Source organism: Sorangium sp. So ce296, from assembly GCF_051529605.1.
Classification (GTDB): domain Bacteria; phylum Myxococcota_A; class Polyangia; order Polyangiales; family Polyangiaceae; genus Sorangium; species Sorangium cellulosum_D.
The window spans coordinates 3,372,969-3,396,482 of sequence record NZ_CP150325.1 but is presented as its reverse complement, the minus strand read 5'-3'; the positions used below and the strand labels follow the sequence as shown (position 1 = coordinate 3,396,482).

At 68.9% G+C, this 23,514-nt stretch carries 2 protein-coding genes; one reads left to right on the top strand and one right to left on the bottom strand.

What is annotated here, in order from left to right; translation table 11 throughout:
• The first annotated feature begins 21 nt into the window (after nt 1-21).
• Nucleotides 22-825 (top strand): helix-turn-helix transcriptional regulator, encoded by an 804-nt coding sequence (locus WME98_RS12740; protein WP_437951579.1) that lies wholly within the window; start codon nt 22-24, stop codon nt 823-825.
• Here WME98_RS12740 and WME98_RS12735 read toward each other — a convergent pair.
• A complete protein-coding gene (locus tag WME98_RS12735; RefSeq protein ID WP_437951578.1) occupies nt 822-22,376 on the bottom strand; it encodes a hypothetical protein in 21,555 nt (7,184 codons plus the stop codon). The genes WME98_RS12740 and WME98_RS12735 overlap by 4 nt on opposite strands.
• Nucleotides 22,377-23,514 lie beyond the last annotated feature (1,138 nt).

Sequence of the window (23,514 nt, the reverse complement as noted above, 5' to 3'; positions counted from 1 at the left end):
AAGACGGGCAGCTATACTGGTATGGCGGCTACCACCCTCCCCACGTTCCTGCGCGACCGCCGCGAGCGCGTCCGTCCCACGACCACCGCGCGCCGGCGCACCCCCGGGTTGCGCCGCGAGGAGGTCGCCACCCGGGCCGGTGTGAGCGTGACCTGGTACACGTGGCTCGAACAAGGTCGCGGCGGCGTGCCGTCGGACGACGTGCTCGAGCGCCTCGCCCGCGCCCTCGAGCTCGACGACGCGAATCGCGAGATGCTGTTCCTGCTCGCGCACGGCCGTCCGCCGCCGCGCAAGCCCGCGCCGCCCGCGGCGGTCACGCCGTCGCTCCAGCTCGTGCTCGACAACCTCTCCGTCCCCGCCTTCGTGAAGACGCCGACGTCCCAGATCGTCGCGTGGAATCGCGCGTCGGTCGCGGTGCTCGGCGATTATGCGGCGGTGCCGGAGCGCGACCGCAACTTGCTGCGCCGGGTCTTTCAACCGGGCTCAGAAGACAAGGTGTACCACGTCGAAGACGTTCGCCGTACCTGTCTCGCGTCGTTTCGCGTCGACATCGCGCGTGCTGGCCAATCCGACGAGGCGACGGCGCTGATCGACGAATTGATGGAGACGAGCCCCGACTTTCGCCGCCTGTGGGACGAGGGCGAGGTCCGGTCGCACGGCGGGTTCCAGAAACGACTCGTCCGTCCCGAGGTCGGCGAGATCGTGCTCGAGTCGTCGGTGTTCCACGTCGAAGGCAGCGACGGCCTCTCGATGTTCGTGTTCTCACCCGCGGACGAGGCGAGCGCGCGCGGCGTCGCGCAGCTGGTCCGACGGTCCGGAACCTAACGGACGCACGTGCAGGTGGAGTGCTCGGAATCGGGCGAGTCCTTGCCTTGCTCGCCGGCCCTGTCGACGACCTTCGCGTCCATGCCGAGCTGCTGCAAGAGCTCGGTCACGAGAGCGATCGCCTCCTGCTTGTCCGCCTGCGTGCGCGGGGAGGACCACGCGTCGCTCTTCTTGACCAGCGTCCGCACCAGCGCGTCGATCTCCGGGGGGACGGTCACCGCGTCGAGAGCAGCCGGCGCGTCCGTCGCTCGCGGGGTCTCTTGGCCCTGGGTCGCTTCGGAGGCGCCGTTCCAGGGGCTGAACGAGCCGAGCTGGTCGGCCGGATCCCCGCTCTCGGGCTCGGCAGCGCCGCTCGTCGCGGCGGAGCTGGACGGGGCGCTCGGGAGAGGCGCCAGCGCCGTACCGACGATCCGCGCGGCCGCGGCCTCGGCCGCCGCGTCCGGCCCGTGGGCCGCGTCGACGCGCTCGAAGGTGAACAGGTAGCCGCGGTTCCTGCGCTCGGCGGCCGCGCGCGGGTCGGCGTCGGACACCCTGCGGTCGTCGCGTACCTGCCACTGCCCCGTCGCCGCGTTGCGCGTCATCGCGGTGTAGTGCCCCGCGTCCCTCGTCGGCCCGTGGTGATTGACGACCACGTTCAGGCGGTACCAGCGGCCATTGACGCTGAGCCACTCGGGGACGTCGATACTGCTCTCGTTCTCCACGCCCACGCGTTGCAGAGCGATCGTGATCGCCCGAGGCGTGTTGTTGGCCGAATCGACGAGGAGCTGCCTCGATGGACTGCCCCTCACCGCTCGGCCCTGGCGCACGGCGGCCGCGTCGTCCACGGTGCTCGCGCCGAAATGGGCGTCGAGCGCCTGCTGCAGGGTGAGGCTGCCGTCGACCAGCGGGCTGATCACGACCTCGGGCTGCGTCGAGTCCCATACGGGGTTGTCGTCGAGCGAGGTGCGATCTTGCAGCGTTTCACCCGTCTCGCGCAGCTCGACCCCCCTCCAGTCGGTCCGCTGCCTCTGGGCCAGGGCCACGCCGGCGGTGTCGAGGCTCGCCCGCTCAAAGAGGCGTCTGAAGAGGACCTCGCTGGGATCCTGCTGCGTCGTTCTGGACGACGCACCGAGCACGTGCCTGTCGGTCAGGAGCCTGTCGAGCTCCTCCATCGCGTCCGCCTCGACGAGCGTGCCGGCCCGGATCTGGTCGAGGATAGCGCGCACCGCGGCGCGCAGCTGGGCGCCTTGGGGGTCATGTTCGTCGCGTTCGCGCGGCGCGAACAGATCGTAGTAGGCGTCGGTGAGCGCGAGCATCGTGAGGCCGGCCGACAGGAAGCAGCTGTTGCCGATGTTGTGGACGCCGGTCTCCGTCGGCCGCGACATTGGCGGGGGCGTGGACGCCGCAGGCGCGATGTTGCGGCGGTCGTGGGCGTAGCTGGTGAGGAGGTGAGCCGTGCCGTCCGGCCTGACCCGCGCGATGGTCTTCTTCGCGCCGTGCCAGAGCACGACGTTGGTCGCGCCGGTCTCGTCGGTGCGCGCCTCGATGGCGGTGGCGTTGCGGACCACGTCGCGCGCGGCATCGAGGTAACGCCGCACGACGTCCGCCTGTGACGCGGCCTCCAGCTCCGCCGGCGTCAGGAAGTCGGCGGCGTGCTTGGCGGCGTGGTAGGCGGCGGTGCTCACGGACTCGAAGAGCAGCTGGTCGGCCGCCGCCGCGAGCCTCTTCTGCAGATCGTCACCCTCGCCGAGCGTGGTGTCGCCGACGGCGCCGGCCTCCTGCGCCGCCTGCTGCTGCGCCTTCCAGAGAGCATCGACGTTCGCGCCGCTCAGGTTGTCCTGCATCGAGGCGACGTAGAACTCGAAGCGCTCGACGAACTCGTTGAAGCTCCTCGCACCGTCCAGCGCGAATGTGGCCGCCGGGCCGCGCAGATCCGGTCGCGCTTCGCCGCTCACCAGGTCATAGAGCCGCAGCAGCGCGTCGTGCCGCATCTGGCCGTTCTCGGCGAAGAACTCGATCGAGGCGGGGTTTTTGATGCCGGCGTCGATGAGGAAGGGCACGACCAGGTCGAGCTGCGGCCGGAAGCGCAGCCGCTCCTGGCCGCGTTGCGAGCCGGACAGGTCGACGGTGGCCTGGTCCTTGGAGGACCAGGGGATCCCGTCGTTCAGGTTCTTGACGAGCATGAGCAGCTTGCCGAGCTGCCCGCCGCCATGGAGCTCTCGCAGCCGCTCGCGGTGCAGCTTGACCTGCCCGCCGATCTCGATCTGGTCGCCGGTCATCTTGAACTCGATGCCTGCGCCCTCGATGAGCTTTTCGGCGTCCGCGACGAAGTCGCTGCTGTTGCTGTTGAGCTCCTCGTCGAACCGCCACGGCTGCGGGCCGCGGTAGTAGTCGCCGTCGATCCGCGGAAGGCCCGGCTGGCCGGTGTCCGAGAAGCCGTTCTTCTTCTTGTCCCACGTGGCCTTTCCGCCGCGGTCGCGCCAGCGGTAGACGTGGTAGTGCGGCGCGTTGTGGCCTGCCTGGTTGTGGTCGCTCAGGTCCAGGTCGATGATGACGTGCTCCTCCGCTCCGTCCGGCTGCTGCGGCGGCAGCAGGGCGTGGAAGCGGTATTGATAGATCCGGCCGGTCGCGAGATCGACCTTCATCTCCGGTGCGCCCAGCGGGTAATCGCTGGCGTCGTCGTCGGGGGTGTCGCGCCAGCGCGGCAGGATGTCGTGCTCGTAGGCGAGGCTCTCGTCGTCGAGGCGGCCGGCCACATCGTCGGGGATGAGCTCGCGGATCGCGCCCGGGGAGAAGCCGAGCACCTCCATGGTCTCGATCAGCTCATCCGGCGACTTCACGCGCATCTGGTGCAGGAGCAGCGACTTGTCCTTTATCGACGCGAGGATGCTCTCGGCGTTGTCGAGCAGGGCGTGGAGGATCTCGGGATCGAGCGCGTAGCCGCGCCGGTAGAACTTGAGCGCGCGGCCGAGGTTCCACGGCGCCTGGCGCAGGTGCTCGACGACCGCGTTCTGCCGGTCCTCGACGGATGCCGGGGGGCCGGGATCGGCGACGAAGCGCAGCCTGCCGAGGAGCTGATCCTCGATGCCGCCGATCGGGTCGACCACGAAGCCGTTCTCGTCGACGTAGATCGCGTTCATGCGGAAGTCGCGCTTCAGCGCGTCCGCCATGACGTCGAATGGGACCAGCGCGCTGGCGCTGTCGCCGGCGGTGATGTCCACCACGTTTTCGCCGCTCCCGACCTGGAGCAGGCGCAGATTGGGGACGGTGCTGACGGAGAGGGATCTCAACGAGGGGTGGCTCTGCAGCGCCTCCTCGAGCATCCACATGGGCATGTTCGTCTTGAGATCGACGTCCCTGGGCTCGATGCCGCTGAGGGCGTCGCGCACCGCGCCTCCGACGACGTAGACGTCGAAGCCGTAGGTATTGATGAGCGCGATCAGGTCATGGACCCGGTGGGTGCTTCCGACGTGGGTGTCGAGGAGCGAAGCGCCGATGGGCGGGCTCGGGTCGGGCGTGGCGCCCTCGGTCGTCGTGTTCGCTGACCTCTTCTGGGTGAGGATCGCATGAGCCTTGAGCTCACGGTCCATGAGCCGCGGGCGGAAATAAGGAGTTCCTCCGGCGTTCTCCTTCACGAATTCGTCGAACGGCTTCTCGCCGCGCTTCGCCGCGTCAATCCCGGCGAAGTCCAGGAGCGGCGTCAGGATACCGTTATCGTTGGTGGCGAAATGAGGCACCGCGGGCGCGCCGCCCTCGCTGGCGCGCTCGGAGAAGAAGGCGTCGGCGAGCATGCTGCGGTCGGCGCTGCCCTTCTTCTCCCCGACCGACTTCTTCGTCAGCTCATCGAACCCCTGGTCGTACTCGTCTATGTCGCCGCGCTGGCCGCGGTCGCGCCGGATGCCGTACCAGGGGATCGTCGTTGTCCCATCGGACGTGGTGAACGTGCTTCCGAGGATGTCGTCGTGCTGGAACAGCTCTCCGATGTTGATATTGGCGAGGCGCAGGTCCGTGATCTTCTCCTCGCGGATCAACGACTCCAGCTGATCGCGGATGTCCCTCCTGGCGGGCGACAGCTGGTCGCGCGGCGTCAAGAGATCCTCGACCAGGTTGGAGTCGACCACCAGCGAGGTCGACGTGAGCGGCGGCGACAGCGCCGGGTTCGAGAGGCGCTCGGCGTGGCGGACCAGGTGCTCGATGATCCCGCGGGTGTTGGCGACCTTGCCCTTGTCCATGGCGCGCGCGAGCATGCCGGCGAACGCGCGCTGGCCGATCGATCGCTCGACGATCTTGAGCTCGTCGCTGGTGACCCAGCGTCCCTCCTTGCCCCGCTTGGCGACCGCCTGCGGTGCCTCCTCGTCGCGCGTCGGCGGTGGCGGCGGGTCGCGCAGGGCCGGGAGATCGACGCCCGGCATCTTCTCGATCGCGTCGAGGGCGCCAAGCGCCTTGGCGACGTCGAAGGCCAGCCTGCGCTTCTCGCCTGTGTACGGCTCAAGCACCTTCTTGAACCACTTCGGCGCGTTCTTGCTCTCGCGGGAGCTGTCCTTCGCGCTCAGGAACAGCGCGAACGAATTCAAGCTCAACGACTCCTCTGCCAGGAGCTCGCTGAGCGCGCGCTGCACCGTGCCATCGGTGAAGCGATCGAGCAGCTTATCCTGCAGCCCCTTGTACTGCGGCATACCCCAGATCCACTCGGGGATTGCCTGCTCCGCAGGGGTGTTGCGATCGGGCTTCTTGAACCTGCCCTGCTTCTGCGGTTTGGGCTGCTTCTTCTCGTGCTTCTGCGGATCAGGGGGGGGGCCGTGCTGTGGGGCGCTCGACTCCGCCGCGGCGGGCGGCGCCTTGCCGTCCTCCTTGGCGTCGTTGTTTCGGCCGATCGTACGGCGGCCCTGATCCCGCCTGAGCGTGCCCACGACGAGCTCGACGTGCGCAGCGAGCTGCTGCTGCAGCTCGCCGGGGGGCAGGTCGCGCACGCCGGGGTGGAACACCAGCCACTTCGCGACGATCTCCTCGGCGAGCCGGTTGGCGGCGGGCAGCTTGATGGGCAGGATGTCCAGGATCTGCGGGAGGAGTCGCGCGTCGATGGTATCCTCGACGAGGACCGTCACCTCGTTCAGGCGCTGGTCTGGGACGCGCTCCCGGAGGGCTTCGTACAGCCCTGACGACGTGCCCTGGACCGTCGTCCCCCGAACGGGCCTCCCCGGTGCTGCGGCAGGCCCGCGAGCGGGGCTGGTTCCGTCCTGCTTCACCGGAGCTCCCGCGAGCAGGTCGGCCGTGTCCGCGCCCTCTCGTGCGGTCCCGGACGAGCCGCGCGACGCGAGGTGCGCCGGAGCTTGCTGCTCGACGGAGGCGCTGGGGTCCGGGGCGCGCGGCGGGGGGTAGGTCCCGAAGGTGATCACCTCGAAGAGCCTCGGCATGTCGGCCTTGGCCACCCGGATGGGGAACGACTGCCCCCACGTCTGGACGGGCACGATGAAGGCGTCGCCGTCGGCCGTGATCTCGCCGTCGATCGCGAAATGGTGCCGGCTCTCGGCTTCGCCCTTGCCGAGCGGCGCGACGGTCGCGGGGGCGCGAGGCGCCTTGTCGCCGCCGTCGCGGTGCCGCTTCGCCGCTTCCCAGAGCGCCTTGCCGTTCGCGACGGTCGCCACGGCGAACCCGGGTCGATCCGTGCGCCCGAGCGTCTCGTTGATGCGCGCGACGTCGCCCTCGGAGAGGCCGCCGCTCTTGACCGCGACCTCCGCCCCGAGCGCGTCGCTCATGAGGGATGCGATCGAGTTCGCCGAGAGGAGCATATCGCCCTGCGCCGCCGCGACGCCGGGCTGCTTGGCGCGGTCGGTTCGCTTCCCGTGCTGCGCGACGGCGTCCTGTCCGAGGAGCTCGACAAGGCCTCGGGAGAGCAGGTGATCGAGGAGGTGGCGATCCAGCTGTTGCCGGTCCGTCGCTTTGGTCAGGCCGCCGCGCTTCGCCCCGGCCGTCTTGAGCCCGTTGACGAGCGGCCGCGTCGGAGCCGGGCCGAGGGCGCGCGGGATCTCTCCGGTCATCACGCGCCGGAGGATGTCGAGGTCTTCGCTGAGCACCGCCCTGTCCGCATTCGGCTGCGCGCCGAGCTCGCGGGCCCCGGGCGCCTGCGCGAGCCGGCCGAGCAGCCGGCCCGTGAACAGCGCGACGACGAGGTGCGAGGTGGTGGCGAGATCGCCCTTCAGCATCGTGTAGAGGGCGCTGCTGGGGCCGCAGCTGCTGAAGGCGGATTGCGACAGCGACGCGGGGTTCTCGATGAGCTCGCGCAGCCTGTCCACGATCGCGCGGTCGACGTTCAGCGACTCGAGCAGGCCTGTCAGGCTGTCCGCGACCTGTTGCCTGAGCGCGTCGTTCGCCGGGCCGGACCACGCGCGGCTCTGCTCGTCGAGCGCGCGGAGCAGCTCGTCGAGCGTCTTGCCCTGGCTCTGTGCGCGCGGCTCGACCTGTGCGCTGTCGGCGTGCGGCAGCGGATCGACGGCCATGCTCTCGCCGTCCAAGGTGGGATTATAGCCTGCCAGCACGTTCGCCGGCGCTCCGGTGCGCTGCGCCGTGTCGTCCGGGTCATTCCCGGGCGCGTTGTCCCGGGGAGCTCGCGCGGGATCTCCGGAGCGTTGCTGGCTGTCCTGGAGCTCCTGAGGCGGCTGTGTGCGGGGGCCGAGGAGCTCGTGGAGGGCGTCTTTCCCTCGTTGCTTGAGCTGTTGCTCGAACCGCTCGGCGCGGTCCTTGAGGGTCTTTGCCCAGTCGCTCCCGAGCTTTCCGAGGTCGACGGTGCGGGCGTTCTTGGTGCTCTCGTCGCCGATCTTGTCCTGCTTGAGGCCGCCGACGCTGGAGATGGGGTTGGCGGTCTTCTCGGTGGAGCGCCAGTTGTGGACGTAGCCGACGGTGCTTGGCGCGCCCGGGCCGGTGGTCTCCATGCCGATCTGGAGCGCGCCGGGCCTGTTCTTCTTGGGCGGGCGATAGCCGAGGAACATGTGGCCGTGGGCGCCGTCGGGCAGGATGACGTCGCCGTTGAAGTCCTTGAGGCCGAGGCCGCCGACGGCGAGGTTGATGCCATAGAGCTCGGTGTCATCGAGCTTGGCGAGGAGGGCGGCGCCCTGGCCGCCTTGCTCCTTGAGCGTGCCCCCTTCGAACGAGGTGTGGTGGGTGCCGACGAAGCGCTTGAACACGCCGGCGGTGGGCTTACCGTTCTTGTCGGTGATGCCGAGGTGCTCCATGAGCGCGTAGGGCGCGCTGCCGGCGGGGATCTGGACGTTGACGCGGCCGCCGTGGGACAGGAGCTTGGCGACGGGCACGTTGTCTACGGGGACATAGCTCTTGGAGAAGCCGTCGTAGATCTCTGCGCCTTCCTGGAGCAGGTGGAAGATGTTCTTGAGCACCTTGAGCGACTGCCCGTGTCGCTTGACGACCTCGTCCTTCGAGAGCACCTTGCCCTTGGTGAAGGTCAGGGTGTTAAGGAGTGACTTGGGCGCGAGCACGGCGCCCTTGTTGATGGCCTCGGTCGCGGCGTCGTTGGGCTCGGTGTACTCGAGGGTCTTCGACCATTCCTCCACGATGCCCTTGTCGATGAGCCGCTTGAGCTCCTCTCGCCTGGCCGGGTCGGTCGTGTGCCGTGCCTCCATGGACAGGGCCACGGCCGCCGGCAGGGTGCCCTCGAAGCGCTTGCCGGCCTCGCCGCCGTTGATCTTGCGCGAGACGTAGCTGGCGAGCACGACCTTGCTCCCCTTGTGGAGCTTATGGAAGCCGCGGAACTGCTCGGGGTTTTTGCTCAGATCGCCCGACAGGTACTGCTCGACCTGGTCGTGCGTGAGCAGGCCCGAGGCGTTGAGCCAGGTCTGGCCCTGAGGGGTGGAAGAGAGCTGCTCGAAGGCGCTCCACTCGGCGTCGCTGAGCAGCGGCCCCCCGGGGAAGCGCCCTCCGAGCTGCTCCTTGGCCGTCGCGGGATCGGGGTTAAAGCCGCTGCTGCTCAACGGACCTTGGATCGCGGACAGACCGTGGATGGCCCGATCACGGCTCCTCAGGCCGGTGTCGGTGCGCCAGATGGTGTTCTTGACGGCCTTATCGACGATCCAGGTCACCTCCTCGACGGGGGTGGCGGTCGCCGGATCGGGCGCTCTCTCCGACGGCGGCTCCGGCTCCTCTTCGATCTCGTCGAGCTGCGCTTGAGGGTCGGCCGCCGCATCCCCGCTGTTCGAAGCGGGGTTGTACCCGGCCAGCATGTCCGCCGGGTCATCACCGGGCTCGTTGTCCGAGCGTTGCTGGGTGTCCTGGAGCTCCTGAGGCGGCTGTGTGCGGGGGCCGAGGAGCTCGTGGAGGGCGTCTTTCCCTCGTTGCTTGAGCTCTTGCTCGAAGCGCTCGGCGCGGTCCTTGAGGGTCTTTGCCCAGTCGCTCCCGAGCTTTCCGAGGTCGACGGTGCGGGCGTTCTTGGTGCTCGCGTCGCCGATCTTGTCCACCTTGAGGGCACCGACGCTGGTGATGGGGTTGGCGGTCTTCTCGGTGGAGCGCCAGTTGTGGACGTAGCCGACGGTGCTTGGCGCACCGGGGCCGGTGGTCTCCATGCCGATCTGGAGCGCGCCGGGCCTGTTCTTCTTGGGCGGGCGGTACCCGATGAACATGTGGCCGTGGGCGCCGTCGGGCAGGATGACGTCGCCGTTGAAGTCCTTGAGGCCGAGGCCGCCGACGGCGAGGTTGATGCCGTAAAGCTCGGTGTCATCGAGCTTGGCGAGGAGGGCGGCGCCCTGGCCGCCTTGCTCCTTGAGCTTGCCCCCTTCGAACGAGGTGTGATGGGTGCCGACGAAGCGCTTGAACACGCCGGCGGTGGGCTTACCGTTCTTGTCGGTGATGCCGAGGTGCTCCATGAGCGCGTAGGGAGCGCTGCCGGCGGGGATCTGGACGTTGACGCGGCCGCCGTGGGACAGGAGCTTGGCGACGGGCACGTTGTCTACCGGGACATAGCTCTTGGAGGAGCCGTCGTAGATCTCGGCGCCTTCCTGGAGCAGGTGGAAGATGTTCTTCAGCACCTTGAGCGACTGCCCGTGTCGCTTGACGACCTCGTCCTTCGAGAGCACCTTGCCCTTGGTGAAGGTGACGGTGTTGAGGAGCGACTTGGGCGCGAGGACGGCGCCCTTGTTGATGGCCTCGGTCGCCGCGTCGTTGGGCTCGGTGTACTCGAAGGTCTTGGACCACTCCTCCACGATGCTTCGGTCGATGAGGCTCTTGAGCTCTTCTCGCCTGGCCGGGTCGGTCGTGTGCCGCGCCTCCATGGACAGGGCCGCCGCCGCGGGCGGGGTGCCCTCGAAGCGCTTGCCTGCCTCGCCGCTCTTCATCCTGCGCGAGACGTAGCTGGCGAGCACGAGCTTGCTCCCGTCGTGGAGCTTCTCGAAGCCGCGGAACTGCTCGGGGTTCTGGCTCGGATCGCCCGACAGGTACTGCTCGACCTGCTCGTGCGTGAGCAGGCCCGAGGCGTTGAGCCAGGTCTGGCCCTGCGGGGTGGAGGAGAGCTGCTCGAAGGCGCTCCACTCGGCGTCGCTGAGCAGCGGCCCCCTGGGGAAGCGGCCTCCGAGCTGCACCTTGGCCGTCGCGGGATCGGGGTTAAAGCCGCTGCGGTTCAGCGGGCCTTGGATCGCAGACAGACCGTGCTTGGCCCGATCGCGGCTCCTCATGCCCGTGTCGGTACGCCAGATGGTGTTCTTGACGGCCTTATCGACGATCCAGGTCACCTCCTCGACCGGGGTGGCGGTCTCCGGATCCGGCGCTCTCTCCGACGGCGGCTCCGGCTCTTCCTCGATCTCGTCGAGCTGCGCTTGCGGGTCGGCCGCCCTGTCCCCGCTGCTCGAAGCGGGGTTGTACCCTGCCTTCACATCCGCCAGAGCTTGCTCTTGAGAGGAGGCGGTCGGAGACGGCGCTCGCGATGGGAGAGCGGTGCCGTAGGTGATCGCCGCGAAGACCTTCGGCATGTCCTCCGTGTTCACCCGGACGGGGAAGGTGCGACCCCAGGACTGGAGCGGCACGAGGAAGGAGTCGCCTAGGTCCTTGATCTCCCCGTCGATCGCGGCATGGTGGGGCACGATCGTCGCGGGCTCGCCGAGCCGCGGGACGTACACGGGAGCGTGCGGAGCCCTGGAGCTGGCCTCATGCGCCTCCGCTGCGCTCCAGAGCGCCTCGCCGTCCATCACCGTGGCGATCGCAAACCCTGCCTGGTCCGCCTGCTGAAGGGCGTCATTGACGCGCGTGACGTCGTAGCCCCCGGGGGAGCTCTTGGTCATGACGGTGGCGTTCGCTCCGAGCGCCGCGTTGAAGATGCTCGAGACCGAGTTCGCCGAGGCCAGCAGGTCGCCCTGCGCCGCGGCGACGCTGGGTTGATTGGCGCGGTCGGTCTGCTGCTCGAGCTTCGCGAGGGCGCCGGGGCCGAGCATCTCGACGAGGCCGCGGGTGAGCAGATGGTCGAGGAGATGGCGCTCCACCGCCGCTCGGTCCGTGGCCTCCTTCAGGCTGTCGCCCTTGGCCTTGGCGGTCCGGAGGCCGTTGACGAGCGGCCTGGTAGGAACCGGGCCGAGCGCTTGCGGGACATCTCCTGTCATCACGCGCCGGATGAGGTCCAGGCTGTCGCTGAGCGCCCCCTTGCCCGAGCCCTGCGGTTGGAAGGGGGCGGCTCCGGTGGAATCCGCAAACTTGCCGAGCAGCTTGCCTGTGAAGATCGCCGCGACCAGATGGGAGGTGGTGGCGAGATCGTCCTTCAGCGTGGGGTAGAGGATGCTGGTGAGCGCGCAGTTGGTGAAGGCAGACTGCGAGAGCGAGGCGGGGTTCTCGATGAGCTCGCGCAGCCTGTCGATGACCGAGGGGCGCACGTTCTGTTGCTGGAGCAGCCCGGTCAGGAGCCGTTTGGCGTCCTTCTTGTTCTCGTCGGTGGCCGGTTGCGCCCATGCGCGGCTCTGCTCGTCGAGCTCGTCGAGCAGCTCGTCGAGCGTCTTCCCTGGGTTCTGGGCGCTCGGCTCGACCTGGGCAGCTCCTCCGGCGGTGGTCGGCGTGGGGGAGGGGGTCGCGCCCGGCGCTGCGGCTCCGGCGAGCATATCGCCCGAGCGGCCCACGCCGTCGTCCTCTAGCGCCTGAGGCGGCTGGGTGCGGGGGCCGAGGAGCTCGTGGAGGGCGTCTTTCCCTCGTTGCTCCAGCTCTTGCTCAAACCGCTCGGCGCGGTCCTTGAGGGTCTTTGCCCAGTCGCCGCCGAGCTTGCCGAGGTCGACGGTGCGGGCGTTCTTGGTGCTCTCGTCGCCGATCTTGTCCTGCTTGAGGCCGCCGACGCTGGAGATGGGATTGGCCGTCTTCTCGGTGGAGCGCCAGTTGTGGACGTAGCCGACGGTGCTGGGCGCGCCCGGGCCGGTGGTCTCCATGCCGATCTGGAGCGCGCCGGGCCTGTTCTTCTTGGGCGGGCGGTACCCGATGAACATGTGGCCATGGGCGCCGTCGGGCAGGATGACGTCGCCGTTGAAGTCCTTGAGGCCGAGGCCGCCGACGGCGAGGTTGATGCCATAGAGCTCGGTGTCATCGAGCTTGGCGAGGAGGGCGGCGCCCTGGCCGCCTTGCTCCTTGAGCTTGCCCCCTTCGAACGAGGTGTGGTGGGTGCCGACGAAGCGCTTGAACACGCCGGGCATGGGCTTGCCGTTCTTGTCGGTGATGCCGAGGTGCTCCGTGAGCGCGTAGGGAGCGCTGCCGGCGGGGATCTGGACGTTGACGCGGCCGCCGTGGGACAGGAGCTTGGCGACGGGCACGTCGTCCACCGGGACATAGCTCTTGGAGGCGCCGTCGTAGATCTCGGCGCCCTCCTGGAGCAGGTGGAAGACGTTCTTGAGCACCTTGAGCGACTGTCCGTGCCGCTTGACGACCTCGTCCTTCGAGAGCTTCTTGCCCTTGGTGAAGGTGAGGGTGTTGAGGAGCGTCTTGGGCGCGAGCACGGCGCCCTTGTTGATGGCCTCGGTCGCGGCGTCGTTGGGCTCGGTGTACTCGAGGGTCTTCGACCATTCCTCCACGATGCCCTTGTCGATGAGCCGCTTGAGCTCCTCTCGCCTGGCCGGGTCGGTCGTGTGCCGTGCCTCCATGGACAGGGCCACGGCCGCCGGCAGGGTGCCCTCGAAGCGCTTGCCGGCCTCGCCGCCGTTCATCTTGCGCGAGACGTAGCTGGCGAGCACGACCTTGCTCCCCTTGTGGAGCTTATGGAAGCCGCGGAACTGCTCGGGGTTTTTGCTCAGATCGCCCGACAGGTACTGCTCGACCTGGTCGTGCGTGAGCAGGCCCGAGGCGTTGAGCCAGGTCTGGCCCTGAGGGGTGGAAGAGAGCTGCTCGAAGGCGCTCCACTCGGCGTCGCTGAGCAGCGGCCCCCCGGGGAAGCGCCCTCCGAGCTGCTCCTTGGCCGTCGCGGGATCGGGGTTAAAGCCGCTGCTGCTCAGCGGACCTTGGATCGCGGACAGACCGTGGATGGCGCGATCGCGGCTCATCAGGCCGGTGTCGGTGCGCCAGATGGTGTTCTTGACGGCCTTGTCGACGATCCAGGTCACCTCCTCGACGGGGGTGGCGGTCGCCGGATCGGGCGCTCTCTCCGACGGCGGCTCCGGCTCCTCCTCGATCGCATCGAGCTGCGCTTGCGGGTCGGCTGCCCTGTCCCCGGTATTCGAAGCGGGGTTGTACCCGGCCAGCATGTCCGCGGGGTCGCTGGTCTGGCCGTCACCGAGGTTGCTCAAGCCGGTCGTGATGGCGCTCGATCCCGCTGCGGGCGGCTGGTTGCCGGCGCTGCGCGCGATGTTGCCGCGAATGCGTTCCCACGTGTCTCGCCCCTGGTTGATCAGGCCCGGGAGGTCGTTCGCGAAGAAGTCGCGCACCTCCTGGGTCAGCCGTGCCTTCGGCGCCGGGTTCGGGTCGTAGTAGGACGCATACGTCTCGGCGAACCACTCGGCGGGCGTGGAGAACTGGTAGTTGGAGACGGCGTTGTTGCGCGCGCTTTGGCGGTAGCTGACCCAGTTGTTGTACTGGTCGACATGGTAGATGCGGCCGCCGACGGCCAGCTTCGAGGCCCCGCCGTCGTCCAGCGTCCAGGGCTGGGCCATGGCGAACTTGACGGTGCCAACGGCCTTGTCGAGCTTCTTCTTCAGGTCTGGGTCGCCGGAGGCGACCTCCGCGGGAAACTCCTCCAGGGGCGCCATGTCCTCGCGCCGCGCGGCGGGATCGAGGACGGAGGTGAAGCGCTGGAGCAGGGAGAAGCCGTCGGTCTGGTGCGCCGCCTCCGCGTCGGTGATGCCCGCCTTCGCGAACATGGCGCGGGCGACCTCCTCGAGGTCCCGCGTGTCGGAGTGGACCTTCCAGCCGCCGAACCGGTCATCCCCGGCGAGGGTCGTCTTCCAGTCGATCAGCTTGTCGACGGAGTGGGCGACCTCGTGGCGCATGGTCCACTTGATCAGGTTGCCATTGGCGAGCACGTCGGACACGCCGCCCATGACGTGGCGGTCTTCGGTGATGCCGAGCGCCCTGTCCTCCTCCTTGTCGACGCCGTCGTAGTCCCGGATGGCGCCGCGATCCATCCGCTTTCGCTGCCAGTTCCAGCGCCGGTTGAGCCGGCTGTAGATGAAGGTGCGGACCTTCGGGGGATTGACGATGTTGATGGTGTCGGTGAGCTCGTCGTACGCGCTCGCCGCTTCCTTCGAGGAGAGGTCGCGGATGATCTTCCGCAGCGTCGGGCTGCCGGTGATGTGCTCGGGCGGCAGATCACCGAGCGCCTTCTCGATATGATCGAGCATCTTGTGCGAGAAGTGCGCGTCGTCGGCGCCGTCGTCCGGTCCGATCTGCAGCTCGTACTGGTCCGCCAGGGCCTGCTCGCGATCCGCGGCCCCCTCGTTGCGGCGCATCCCGGCGTACCCGTGTCCGCCGGTGCCGAGCTTCTTGCCGAGCCACCCCACGTTGGTGGGCGCTCGCGACGGCTGCTCCGTCCCCGGGCCCGCGGTCGCGGAGCCTGCGGCGGAGCTCTCCGCGCCGGCCGCGGGCGGCCTGACCGGCGCCTGCATCCCCGAGGTGATGGCGGTGGCCGGGTTCCCGGAGCGCCGTGCCGGCGGCTGCGAATCGCCTTGCTCACCGGGCGGATCTCGGCGCTCGCCGTCCCGGGGGGCTTGCTCGGAGCCTCCCGACCCGTCCTGGAGCTCCTGAGGCGGCTGTGTGCGGGGGCCGAGGAGCTCGTGGAGGGCGTCTTTCCCTCGTTGCTCCAGCTCTTGCTCGAACCGCTCGGCGCGGTCCCTGAGGGTCTTTGCCCAGTCGCTGCCGAGCTTTCCGAGGTCGACGGTGCGCGCGTTCTTTGTGCTCGCGTCGCCGATCTTGTCCAGCTTGAGGCCACCGACGCTGGTGATGGGGTTGGCGGTCTTCTCGGTGGAGCGCCAGTTGTGGACGTAGCCGACGGTGCTTGGCGCACCCGGGCCGGTGGTCTCCATGCCGATCTGGAGCGCGCCGGGCCTGTTCTTCTTGGGCGGGCGATAGCCGATGAACATGTGGCCGTGAGCGCCGTCGGGGAGGATGACGTCGCCGTTGAAGTCCTTGAGGCCGAGGCCGCCGACGGCGAGGTTGATGCCATAGAGCTCGGTGTCATCGAGCTTGGCGAGGAGGGCGGCGCCCTGGCCGCCTTGCTCCTTGAGCTTGCCCCCTTCGAACGAGGTGTGGTGGGTGCCGACGAAGCGCTTGAACACGCCGGCCGTTGGCTTGCCGTTCTTGTCGGTGATGCCGAGGTGCTCCATGAGCGCGTAGGGCGCGCTGCCGGCGGGGATCTGGACGTTGACGCGGCCGCCGTGGGACAGGAGCTTGGCGACGGGCACGTCGTCCACCGGGACATAGCTCTTGGAGGCGCCGTCGTAGATCTCTGCGCCTTCCTGGAGCAGGTGGAAGATGTTCTTGAGGACCTTGAGCGACTGCCCGTGCCGCTTGACGACCTCGTCCTTCGAGAGCTTCTTACCCTTGGTGAAGGTGAGGGTGTTGAGGAGCGTCTTGGGCGCGAGCACGGCGCCCTTGTTGATGGCCTCGGTCGCGGCGTCGTTGGGCTCGGTGTACTCGAGGGTCTTCGACCATTCCTCCACCATGCTTCGGTCGATGAGCCTCTTGAGCTCCTCTCGCCTGGCCGGGTCGGTCGTGTGCCTCGCCTCCATGGACAGAGCCGCCGCCGCGGGCGGGGTGCCCTCGAAGCGCTTGCCGGCCTCGCCGCTCTTCATCTGGCGCGAGACGTAGCTGGCGAGCACGAGCTTGCTCCCGTCGTGGAGCTTCTCGAAGCCGCGGAACTGCTCGGGGTTTTGGCTCGGGTCGCCCGACAGGTACTGCTCGACCTGCTCGTGCGTGAGCAGGCCCGAGGCGTTGAGCCAGGTCTGGCCCTGAGGGGTGGAGGAGAGCTGCTCGAAGGCGCTCCACTCGGCGTCGCTGAGCAGCGGCCCCCTGGGGAAGCGGCCTCCGAGCTGCACCTTGGCCGTCGCGGGATCGGGGTTAAAGCCGCTGCTGCTCAGCGGGCCTTGGATCGCGGACAGACCGTGCTTGGCGCGATCGCGGCGCCTCATGCCCGTGTCGGTGCGCCAGATGGTGTTCTTGACGGCCTTGTCGACGATCCAGGTCACCTCCTCGACCGGGGTGGCGGTCTCCGGATCCGGCGCTCTCTCCGACGGCGGCTCCGGCGCTTCCTCGATCTCGTCGAGCTGCGCTTGCGGGTCGGCCGCCCTGTCCCCGGTGTTCGAAGCGGGGTTGTTCCCGGCGAGCGTGTTCGCCGGGGCGTCCCGGGGTGGAACTCGAGGAGCGCTGTCCCGCGACGCCTCCTGGGGCTTGCCCGGGTCGTCGCTTGCGGCAGGGTTGTGCCCGCTGGTGATGGCGCTCGCTGCGCTCCCCGCGGGCGGCTGCGTCCCGGTGCTCTGCTCGGCGTTCCGGGTGTTCTCGTTGATGCGTTGCCATCGCTCGCGCCCACTGTTGACGAGGTCCGGGAGCTCGCTCTCGAAGAAGTCGCGCACGTCCTGGGTCAGCCGCGCCTTCGGCGCGGGGTCGGGGTCGTAGTAGGACGCGTAGGTCTCGGCGAACCACTCCGCGGGCGTGGAGAACTGGTAGTTGGAGACGGCGTTGTTGCGCGCGTCGGCGTTATAGCTGACCCAGTTGTCGTACTGGTCGACGTGGTAGATACGGCCGTCGACCTCCAGCTCCGTGGCTCCGCCGTCGACCAGGGTCCAGGGCTGGGCCATGGCGATCTTGACGGTGCGGACGGCCTTATCGAGCTTGTTTCTCAGGCCTGCATCCTCGGGGGCGGCCTCCGCGGGAAACTCCTCCAGGGGAGCCATGTCCTCGCGCCGCGAGGGCGGATGGAGGAAGGAGGCGAAGGCCTTGAGCAGGGAGACCCCGTCGGTCTCGCGGTTCGCCTCGTCATCGGTGATGCCCGCCTTGTCGAAGATGGCGCGGGCGACCTGCTCGGTGTCCCGCGTGTCGGAGTGCACCTTCCAGCCGCCGAACCGGTCTTCGCCGGCGAGGCTCCTCCAGTCGACAAGCTTGTCGATGGAGTGGGCGATCTCGTGGCGCATCGTCCACTTGATCAGGTTGCCGTTGGCGAGCGCGTCGGACACGCCGCCCATGACCTGGCGGCGTCCGGTGATGCCGAGCGCCTTGTCCTGGTCCTTGCTGATGCCGTCGTAGTCCGCCTTGGCGCCGCGATCCATGAGGTATCGCTGCCAGCTCACCCCCCGGTTGAGCCGGCTGTACAGCCAGCTGGGCACCTCGATGTTCTTGAGCTTGGGATTGACGATGTTGATGGTGTCGGTGAGCTCGTCGTACTCGCTCGCCGATCGCTCCGAGGAGAGGTCGCGGATGATGGCCCGCAGCGTCGGATTGCCGGTGACGTGATCCGGCGGCAGCTCGCCGAGGATCTTCTCGATGCGGTCGAGCATCTTGTGCGAGAAGTGCTTGCCGGCGGCGCCCTCGCCCGGGCCGATCTGCAGCTCGTACTGGTCCGCCAGCGCCTGCTCGCGCTCCGCTGCCCCCTTGTTGGAGAACAGCCCGCCGAGCCCGCGTCCTCCGGTGCCGAGCGGGTCGCCGCCCCCCGTGGTGAGCCTGCTCCACGGGCTGCTCTCCGGCGCGTTGTCGCTGGTCGTGTCGTTCGCAGCAGGCGCTTGCGACGGGAGATAGGTTCCGTAGGTGAAGACCGGGAAGAGCGACGGCAGGACGTCCTTCTTCACCTTGATGGAGAAGCGCTGCTGCCAGGTGTGCAGCGGGACGACGTAATGGTCGCCGTCCTCGGTGATCTTGCCGTCGATGATGACCTGGTGCGGGCTCGACGTGCGGCTCGTGACCGCCTTGTCGAACGGCTTGACCGTGGTAGGATCCTTCGCGAACTGCGCCGCGCGCTCGACGAGCCCCTGGCCGTCGAGGAACGTGGCCAGGGCGAACGGCGCCTGCTCGGGCCTCGCGAGCGCGTCGTTGATGCGGCGTACGTCGTAATTGTCCTCGGCCACCATGGTCTGGGCGTCGCCGCCGAGGATCGAGGTGAAGAGCGTCACCAGCGAATCGGCCGAGAGCTGCAGATCGCCGCGCTTCTTGGACGGGCCTGTGGCGCCCTTGTGCCGCGTGGGCGCCTTGTCGAGGTAGCCGGGGACGACGCCGGCGGTGTAGTCGGCGTCGGCCTGGTACTGGTCGGGGGCGAGCGTGCTCAGCATCTTGCCCATGCCCCGGGCCAGGAGGTAATCGAGGACGTGCTTGTCGGACCAGGCGCGCCCCTTGCTCTTGACGTCGTAGCGCTTGGCCCCGGCCTTCTTGACGCCGTTCCGGAGCAGCTTGTTGCCGATGGGGGCGCCCTTCAGCGGGAACTCGCCGCGGATGACGCTTTGGATGGGATCGTCGGGCGTCTGGAAGCGCGTCGTCGTGCTGTCTTCGCCCTGCTTGTCGAGCGAGAAGTCGGCGATCTGCTTGCCCTCCCGATCGAAGAGCTTGCCGGTGAACTCGGCCGCGACCACGCGCGCGAAGCCGGACAGGTCGGACGTGAGCTGCGTGCGGAGCACGCTTTGCAGCGTGCAGATGGCGAACTGGTCGTGGGAGAGGGAGTCGGGGTCGTCGATGAGCTCCGCGAGCCTGTCGACGAGCGACCTGTCCACGCCCTGAGAGCGCATGAGGTCGCCAAGGAGCTTCTTGGCGTCCCGCTTGTCCGCGGCGGTGGCCGGATGCGACCAGGTTTTGCTGGCGTCGACGAGCGTCTGCAGGGCGGCCTGGGTGTTGCCCAGGCTCTCGCGCGCGCCGTCGGTCTCCCGGGCCGCGCCGTCCTGGGGGGCGCCCGAGGCGTCACGAGGTGAGCTGTCCTGGGAGCCGCCCGTAGTGTCGCGGGGCGAGCTCGCCGCGCTCGAATCGCCGGAACGAGCTCCGGTCGTGATGTCCCCGGCAAAGCCCGCGGTGATCGCGCTGGGGCTCGCCGCGCTGGGGTTCGCGGAGCTCCCCGCGGGCGGCTGGTTCCCGGTGCTCTGCTCGGCGTCCCGGGTGTTCTCGTTGATGCGTTGCCATCGCTCGCGCCCACTGTTGACGAGGTCCGAGAGCTCGTTCTCGAAGAAGTCGCGCACCGCCTGGGTCAGCTGCGCCTTCGGCGCGGGGTTCGGGTCGTAGTTGGCCGCGTAGGTCTCGGCGAACCACTCCGCGGGCGTGGAGAACTGGTAGTTGGAGACGGCGTTGTTGCGGGCGTCGGCGTTGTAGCTGACCCAGTTGTTGTGCTGGTCGACGTGGTAGATACGGCCGTCGACCTCCAGCTTCGAGGCCCCACCGTCGTCCAGCGTCCAGGGCTGGGCCATGGCGATCTTGACGGTGTCGACGGCCTTGTCGAGCTTCTTCTTCAGGTCAGGATTCTCGGAGGCGATCTCCGCGGGAAACTCCTCCAGGGGAGCCATGTCCTCGCGCCGCGAGGGCGGATGGAGGAAGGAGGCGAAGGTCTTGAGCAGGGAGACCCCGTCGGTCTCGCTGTTCGCCTCATCGTCGGTGATGCCCGCCTTGTCGAGGATGGCGCGGGCGACCTGCTCGACGTCCCGCGTGTCGGAGTGCACCTTCCAGCCGCCGAACCGGTCTTCGCCGGCGAGGCTCCTCCAGTCGACAAGCTTGTCGATGGAGTGGGCGACCTCGTGGCGCATCGTCCACTTGAGCAGGTTGCCGTTGGCGAGCACGTCGGACACGCCGCCCATGACGTGGCGCTTGTCGGTGATGCCGAGCGCCTTGTCCTGCTCCTTGTCGACGCCGTCGTAGTCCCGGATGGCGCCGCGATCCATCCGCTTTCGCTGCCAGCTCCAGCGCCGGTTGAGCCGGCTGTAGATGAAGGTGGGGACCTTCGGGGGATTGACGATGTTGATGGTGTCGGTGAGCTCGTCGTACGCGCTCGCCGCTTGCTCCGAGGAGAGGTCGCGGATGATCTTCCGCAGCGTCGGGCTGCCGGTGATGTGCTCGGGCGGCAGGTCACCGAGGGCCTTCTCGATGTGGTCGAGCATCTTGTGCGAGAAGTGCGTGTCGTCGGCGCCGTCGCTGTCCGGTCCGACCTGCAGCTCGTACTGGTCCGCCAGCGCCTGCTCGCGATCCGCTGCCCCCTTGTTGGAGACCATCCCGCCGAGCCCGTGTCCTCCGGTGCCGAGCTTCTTGCCGAGCCACCCGGCCTTGGGGGGCGCGGGCGGCGCGAGCGGCGCCTGCATCCCCGAGGTGATGGCCGTCGGCTTGACGGTGCGCGGCGCGGGCGGCGGCGAGGTCGTCTCCAGCCGAGGCTGACCAGGCCTCTCCGGCGCCTTCCCTGGCGCGCTCTGCGTCGCTCCAGCTTCCGGGCGAGGGCTCGAGGCCTCCGGCGTCTTGGCCGTCATCTGCTCCGGCGCGTCACCGGGCATCTCGCGGGGCGCCTTGCCCTTGGGGGCTTGCTCGGCCCCGCGCTGCCGCTGATCCGAGCCGCCCTGCCCGGGGTCCTCTGCGCCTCGCTTCGGGTCGGACGCTGCGTCCCCCGGCGGATCGCGGCGATCACCGCCCCGCGAACCTCGCTCGGACCGATCCGACCCGTCGTCGGACGACTCGTCGGATGACTCGTCGGGAGACCCGTCAGAAGCCTCGTCGGGGGCGCGCGCCGCGGTCTCCTCGGTGTCCTGCGGCGGAATTTCGCGTGGACCGACGAGATTCTTGATCGCCTCTGTCGGGTTTTCCGCCACGTCATGCGCGAACTGGTCCGCTCGGCCCTGGAGGACCCCTCTCCAATCGGCCCCGAGCTTGCCCAGGTTCACGGTGCGGGCGTTCTTGCCCTTCTCGTCGCCGATCTTGTCCTGCTTGAGGCCGCCGACGCTGGAGATGGGGTTGGCGGTCTTCTCGGTGGAGCGCCAGTTGTGGACGTAGCCGACGGTGCTTGGCGCGCCCGGGCCGGTGGTCTCGAGGCCGATCTGGAGCGCGCCAGACCTGCCCGGCTTGGGCGGGCGGTAGCCAATGAACAGGTGGCCGTGAGCGCCGTCGGGCAGGATGACGTCGCCGTTGAAGTCCTTGAGGCCGAGCCCGCCGATGGTGGGGTTCATGCCGTAGAGCTCGGTGTCGTCGAGCTTGGACTTCACCATGGCGCCGCGTCCGCCCTCCTCCTTGAATTTGCCGTTGCTGAGCGCGACGTGATGCGTCCCGTAGTCGCGCTTGAACACGCCGGTCTTGGGGTTGCCCTTGTCGTCGGTGATGCCGAGGAACTCCGTCAGCGCGTAGGGCGGGCTGCCCGCGGGGACCTGGATGTTGACGCGGCCGCCGTGCGACAGGAGCTTGGCGACCGGCACGTCCCGGAGCGGGACATGGCTCTTCGAGCCGGCGTCGTAGATCTCGGCGCCGGCCTGGAGCAGGTGGAAGGTGTTCTTGAGCACCTCGATCGCCTGCCGGTGCCGGGCGAGGGCCTCGTCCTTCGGGAGGGACTTGGGCTCTGCGCGCGTCAAGGTGTCCTTGAGCGTCTTCGGAGCCAGCACGGCGCCCCGGTCCATGGCCGTGTTCGCGTCGTCGTTGGGCTCCGTATGCTCGAACGTCTTGGCCCATTCCTTGGCGATGCCCTGATCGATCTGCTTCTTGAGCTCGTCCCTTCTCGCCGGGTCGGTCGTGTGTCTCGCCTCCATGGACAGGGCCACCGCCGCCGGAGGCGTGCCCTCGAAGCGCTTGCCGTCCTCGCCGCTGTTCATCTGGCGCGAGACGTAGCTGGCGAGCACGACTTTGCTCGGCTTGTGGAGCTTGTGGAAGCCGCGGAACTTCTCGGGGTTGCCGTTCGACAGGTACTCCTCGATCTGGTTGTGGGGGAGCATGCCCGAGGCTTTGAGCCAGGTCTGTCCCTCCGGGGTCGAGGAGAGCTCCTTGAAGGCGTCCCACTCGGCGTCGCTGAACAGCCGCCCCTTGGGAAAGCGCTTCCCGATCTTCTTCTTCGCGTCCGCGGGATCGGTGGGGAAGCCGCCGTGGGTCAGCGGGCCGGCGAGCTTCGGGAGGGCTTGCTTTGCCTCTCGGCGGCTTCGTCTCCCGGTGGCAGTCCTCCACTTGCTAATCTTGACGGCATTGGCCGCGATCCACGTCACCTCGCCGTCCTTCTCTGGGGCAGTCGTGGTGGACGAGCTTCCCGGCTGCGGTCCCGGGCGATCGCGCCCCGGCTGCTTGGAGCCCTGCCCAGCGGGCTGTGACGTCGACGTCGAGGGGCTGGTGGACGTGCCCTGCGCGGCGGAAGCGGGCTTTTGCGTGGGGGGGCTCTTGCCGCCGGTATCGCCGGTCTTGGGGGAGGTCTGAGCTGACGGGTTGTCCTTGGCGGCGGCCTCTTTCGCGGGCGCCTTTTCGGACGTCTCGCCGGGCTTGGGCGGGGTGCCTCCCTGCGCCGTCGCGGGCTTGCCCTGCGCGGGGGAAGTGGGCTTTTGCGTGGGGGTGCTCTTGCCGCCGGTCTCGTCGGTCTTGGGGGAGGTCTGAGCTGACGGGTTGTCCTTGGCGGCGACCTCCTTCGGTGGCGCGGTCGGGGACGTCTCGCCGGGCTTGGGGGTCGTGCCTCCCTGCGTGGTCGCGGGCTTGCCCTGCGCGGGGGAAGTGGGCTTTTGCGTGGGGGAGCTCTTGCCGCCGGTATCGCCGGGCTTGGGGGAGGTCTGAGCGGACGTATTGTCCTTGGCGGTGACCTCCTTCGGTGGCGCGGTTGGGGACGTCTCGCCGGGCTTGGGGGGCGTGCCTCCCTGCGCCGTCGCGGGCTTGCCCTGCGCGGGGGAAGCGGGCTGTTGCGTGGGGGAGCTCTTGCCGCCGGTATCGCCGGGCTTGGGGGAGGTCTGAGCGGACGTGTTGTCCTTGGCGGTGACCTCCTTCGGTGGCGCGGTTGGGGACGTCTCGCCGGGCTTGGGGGGCGTGCCTCCCTGCGCCGTCGCGGGCTTGCCCTGCGCGGGGGAAGCGGGCTGTTGCGTGGGGGAGCTCTTGCCGCCGGTATCGCCGGGCTTGGGGGAGGTCTGAGCGGACGTGTTGTCCTTGGCGGTGACCTCCTTCGGTGGCGCGGTTGGGGACGTCTCGCCGGGCTTGGGGGGCGTGCCTCCCTGCGTCGTTGCGCTCGTGTTCCCCTGGGGAGCATTGCCCGGGAGCTGCGATGATGGGGTTGTGGGTTGCGTGGAGCCCTGGGGAAGGCCGCCGCCGGCAGGCGAGGATTGAGGTCTGACCGGGGTCTGGGGGGCCTGCGGCGGGGTGGCGGTATTG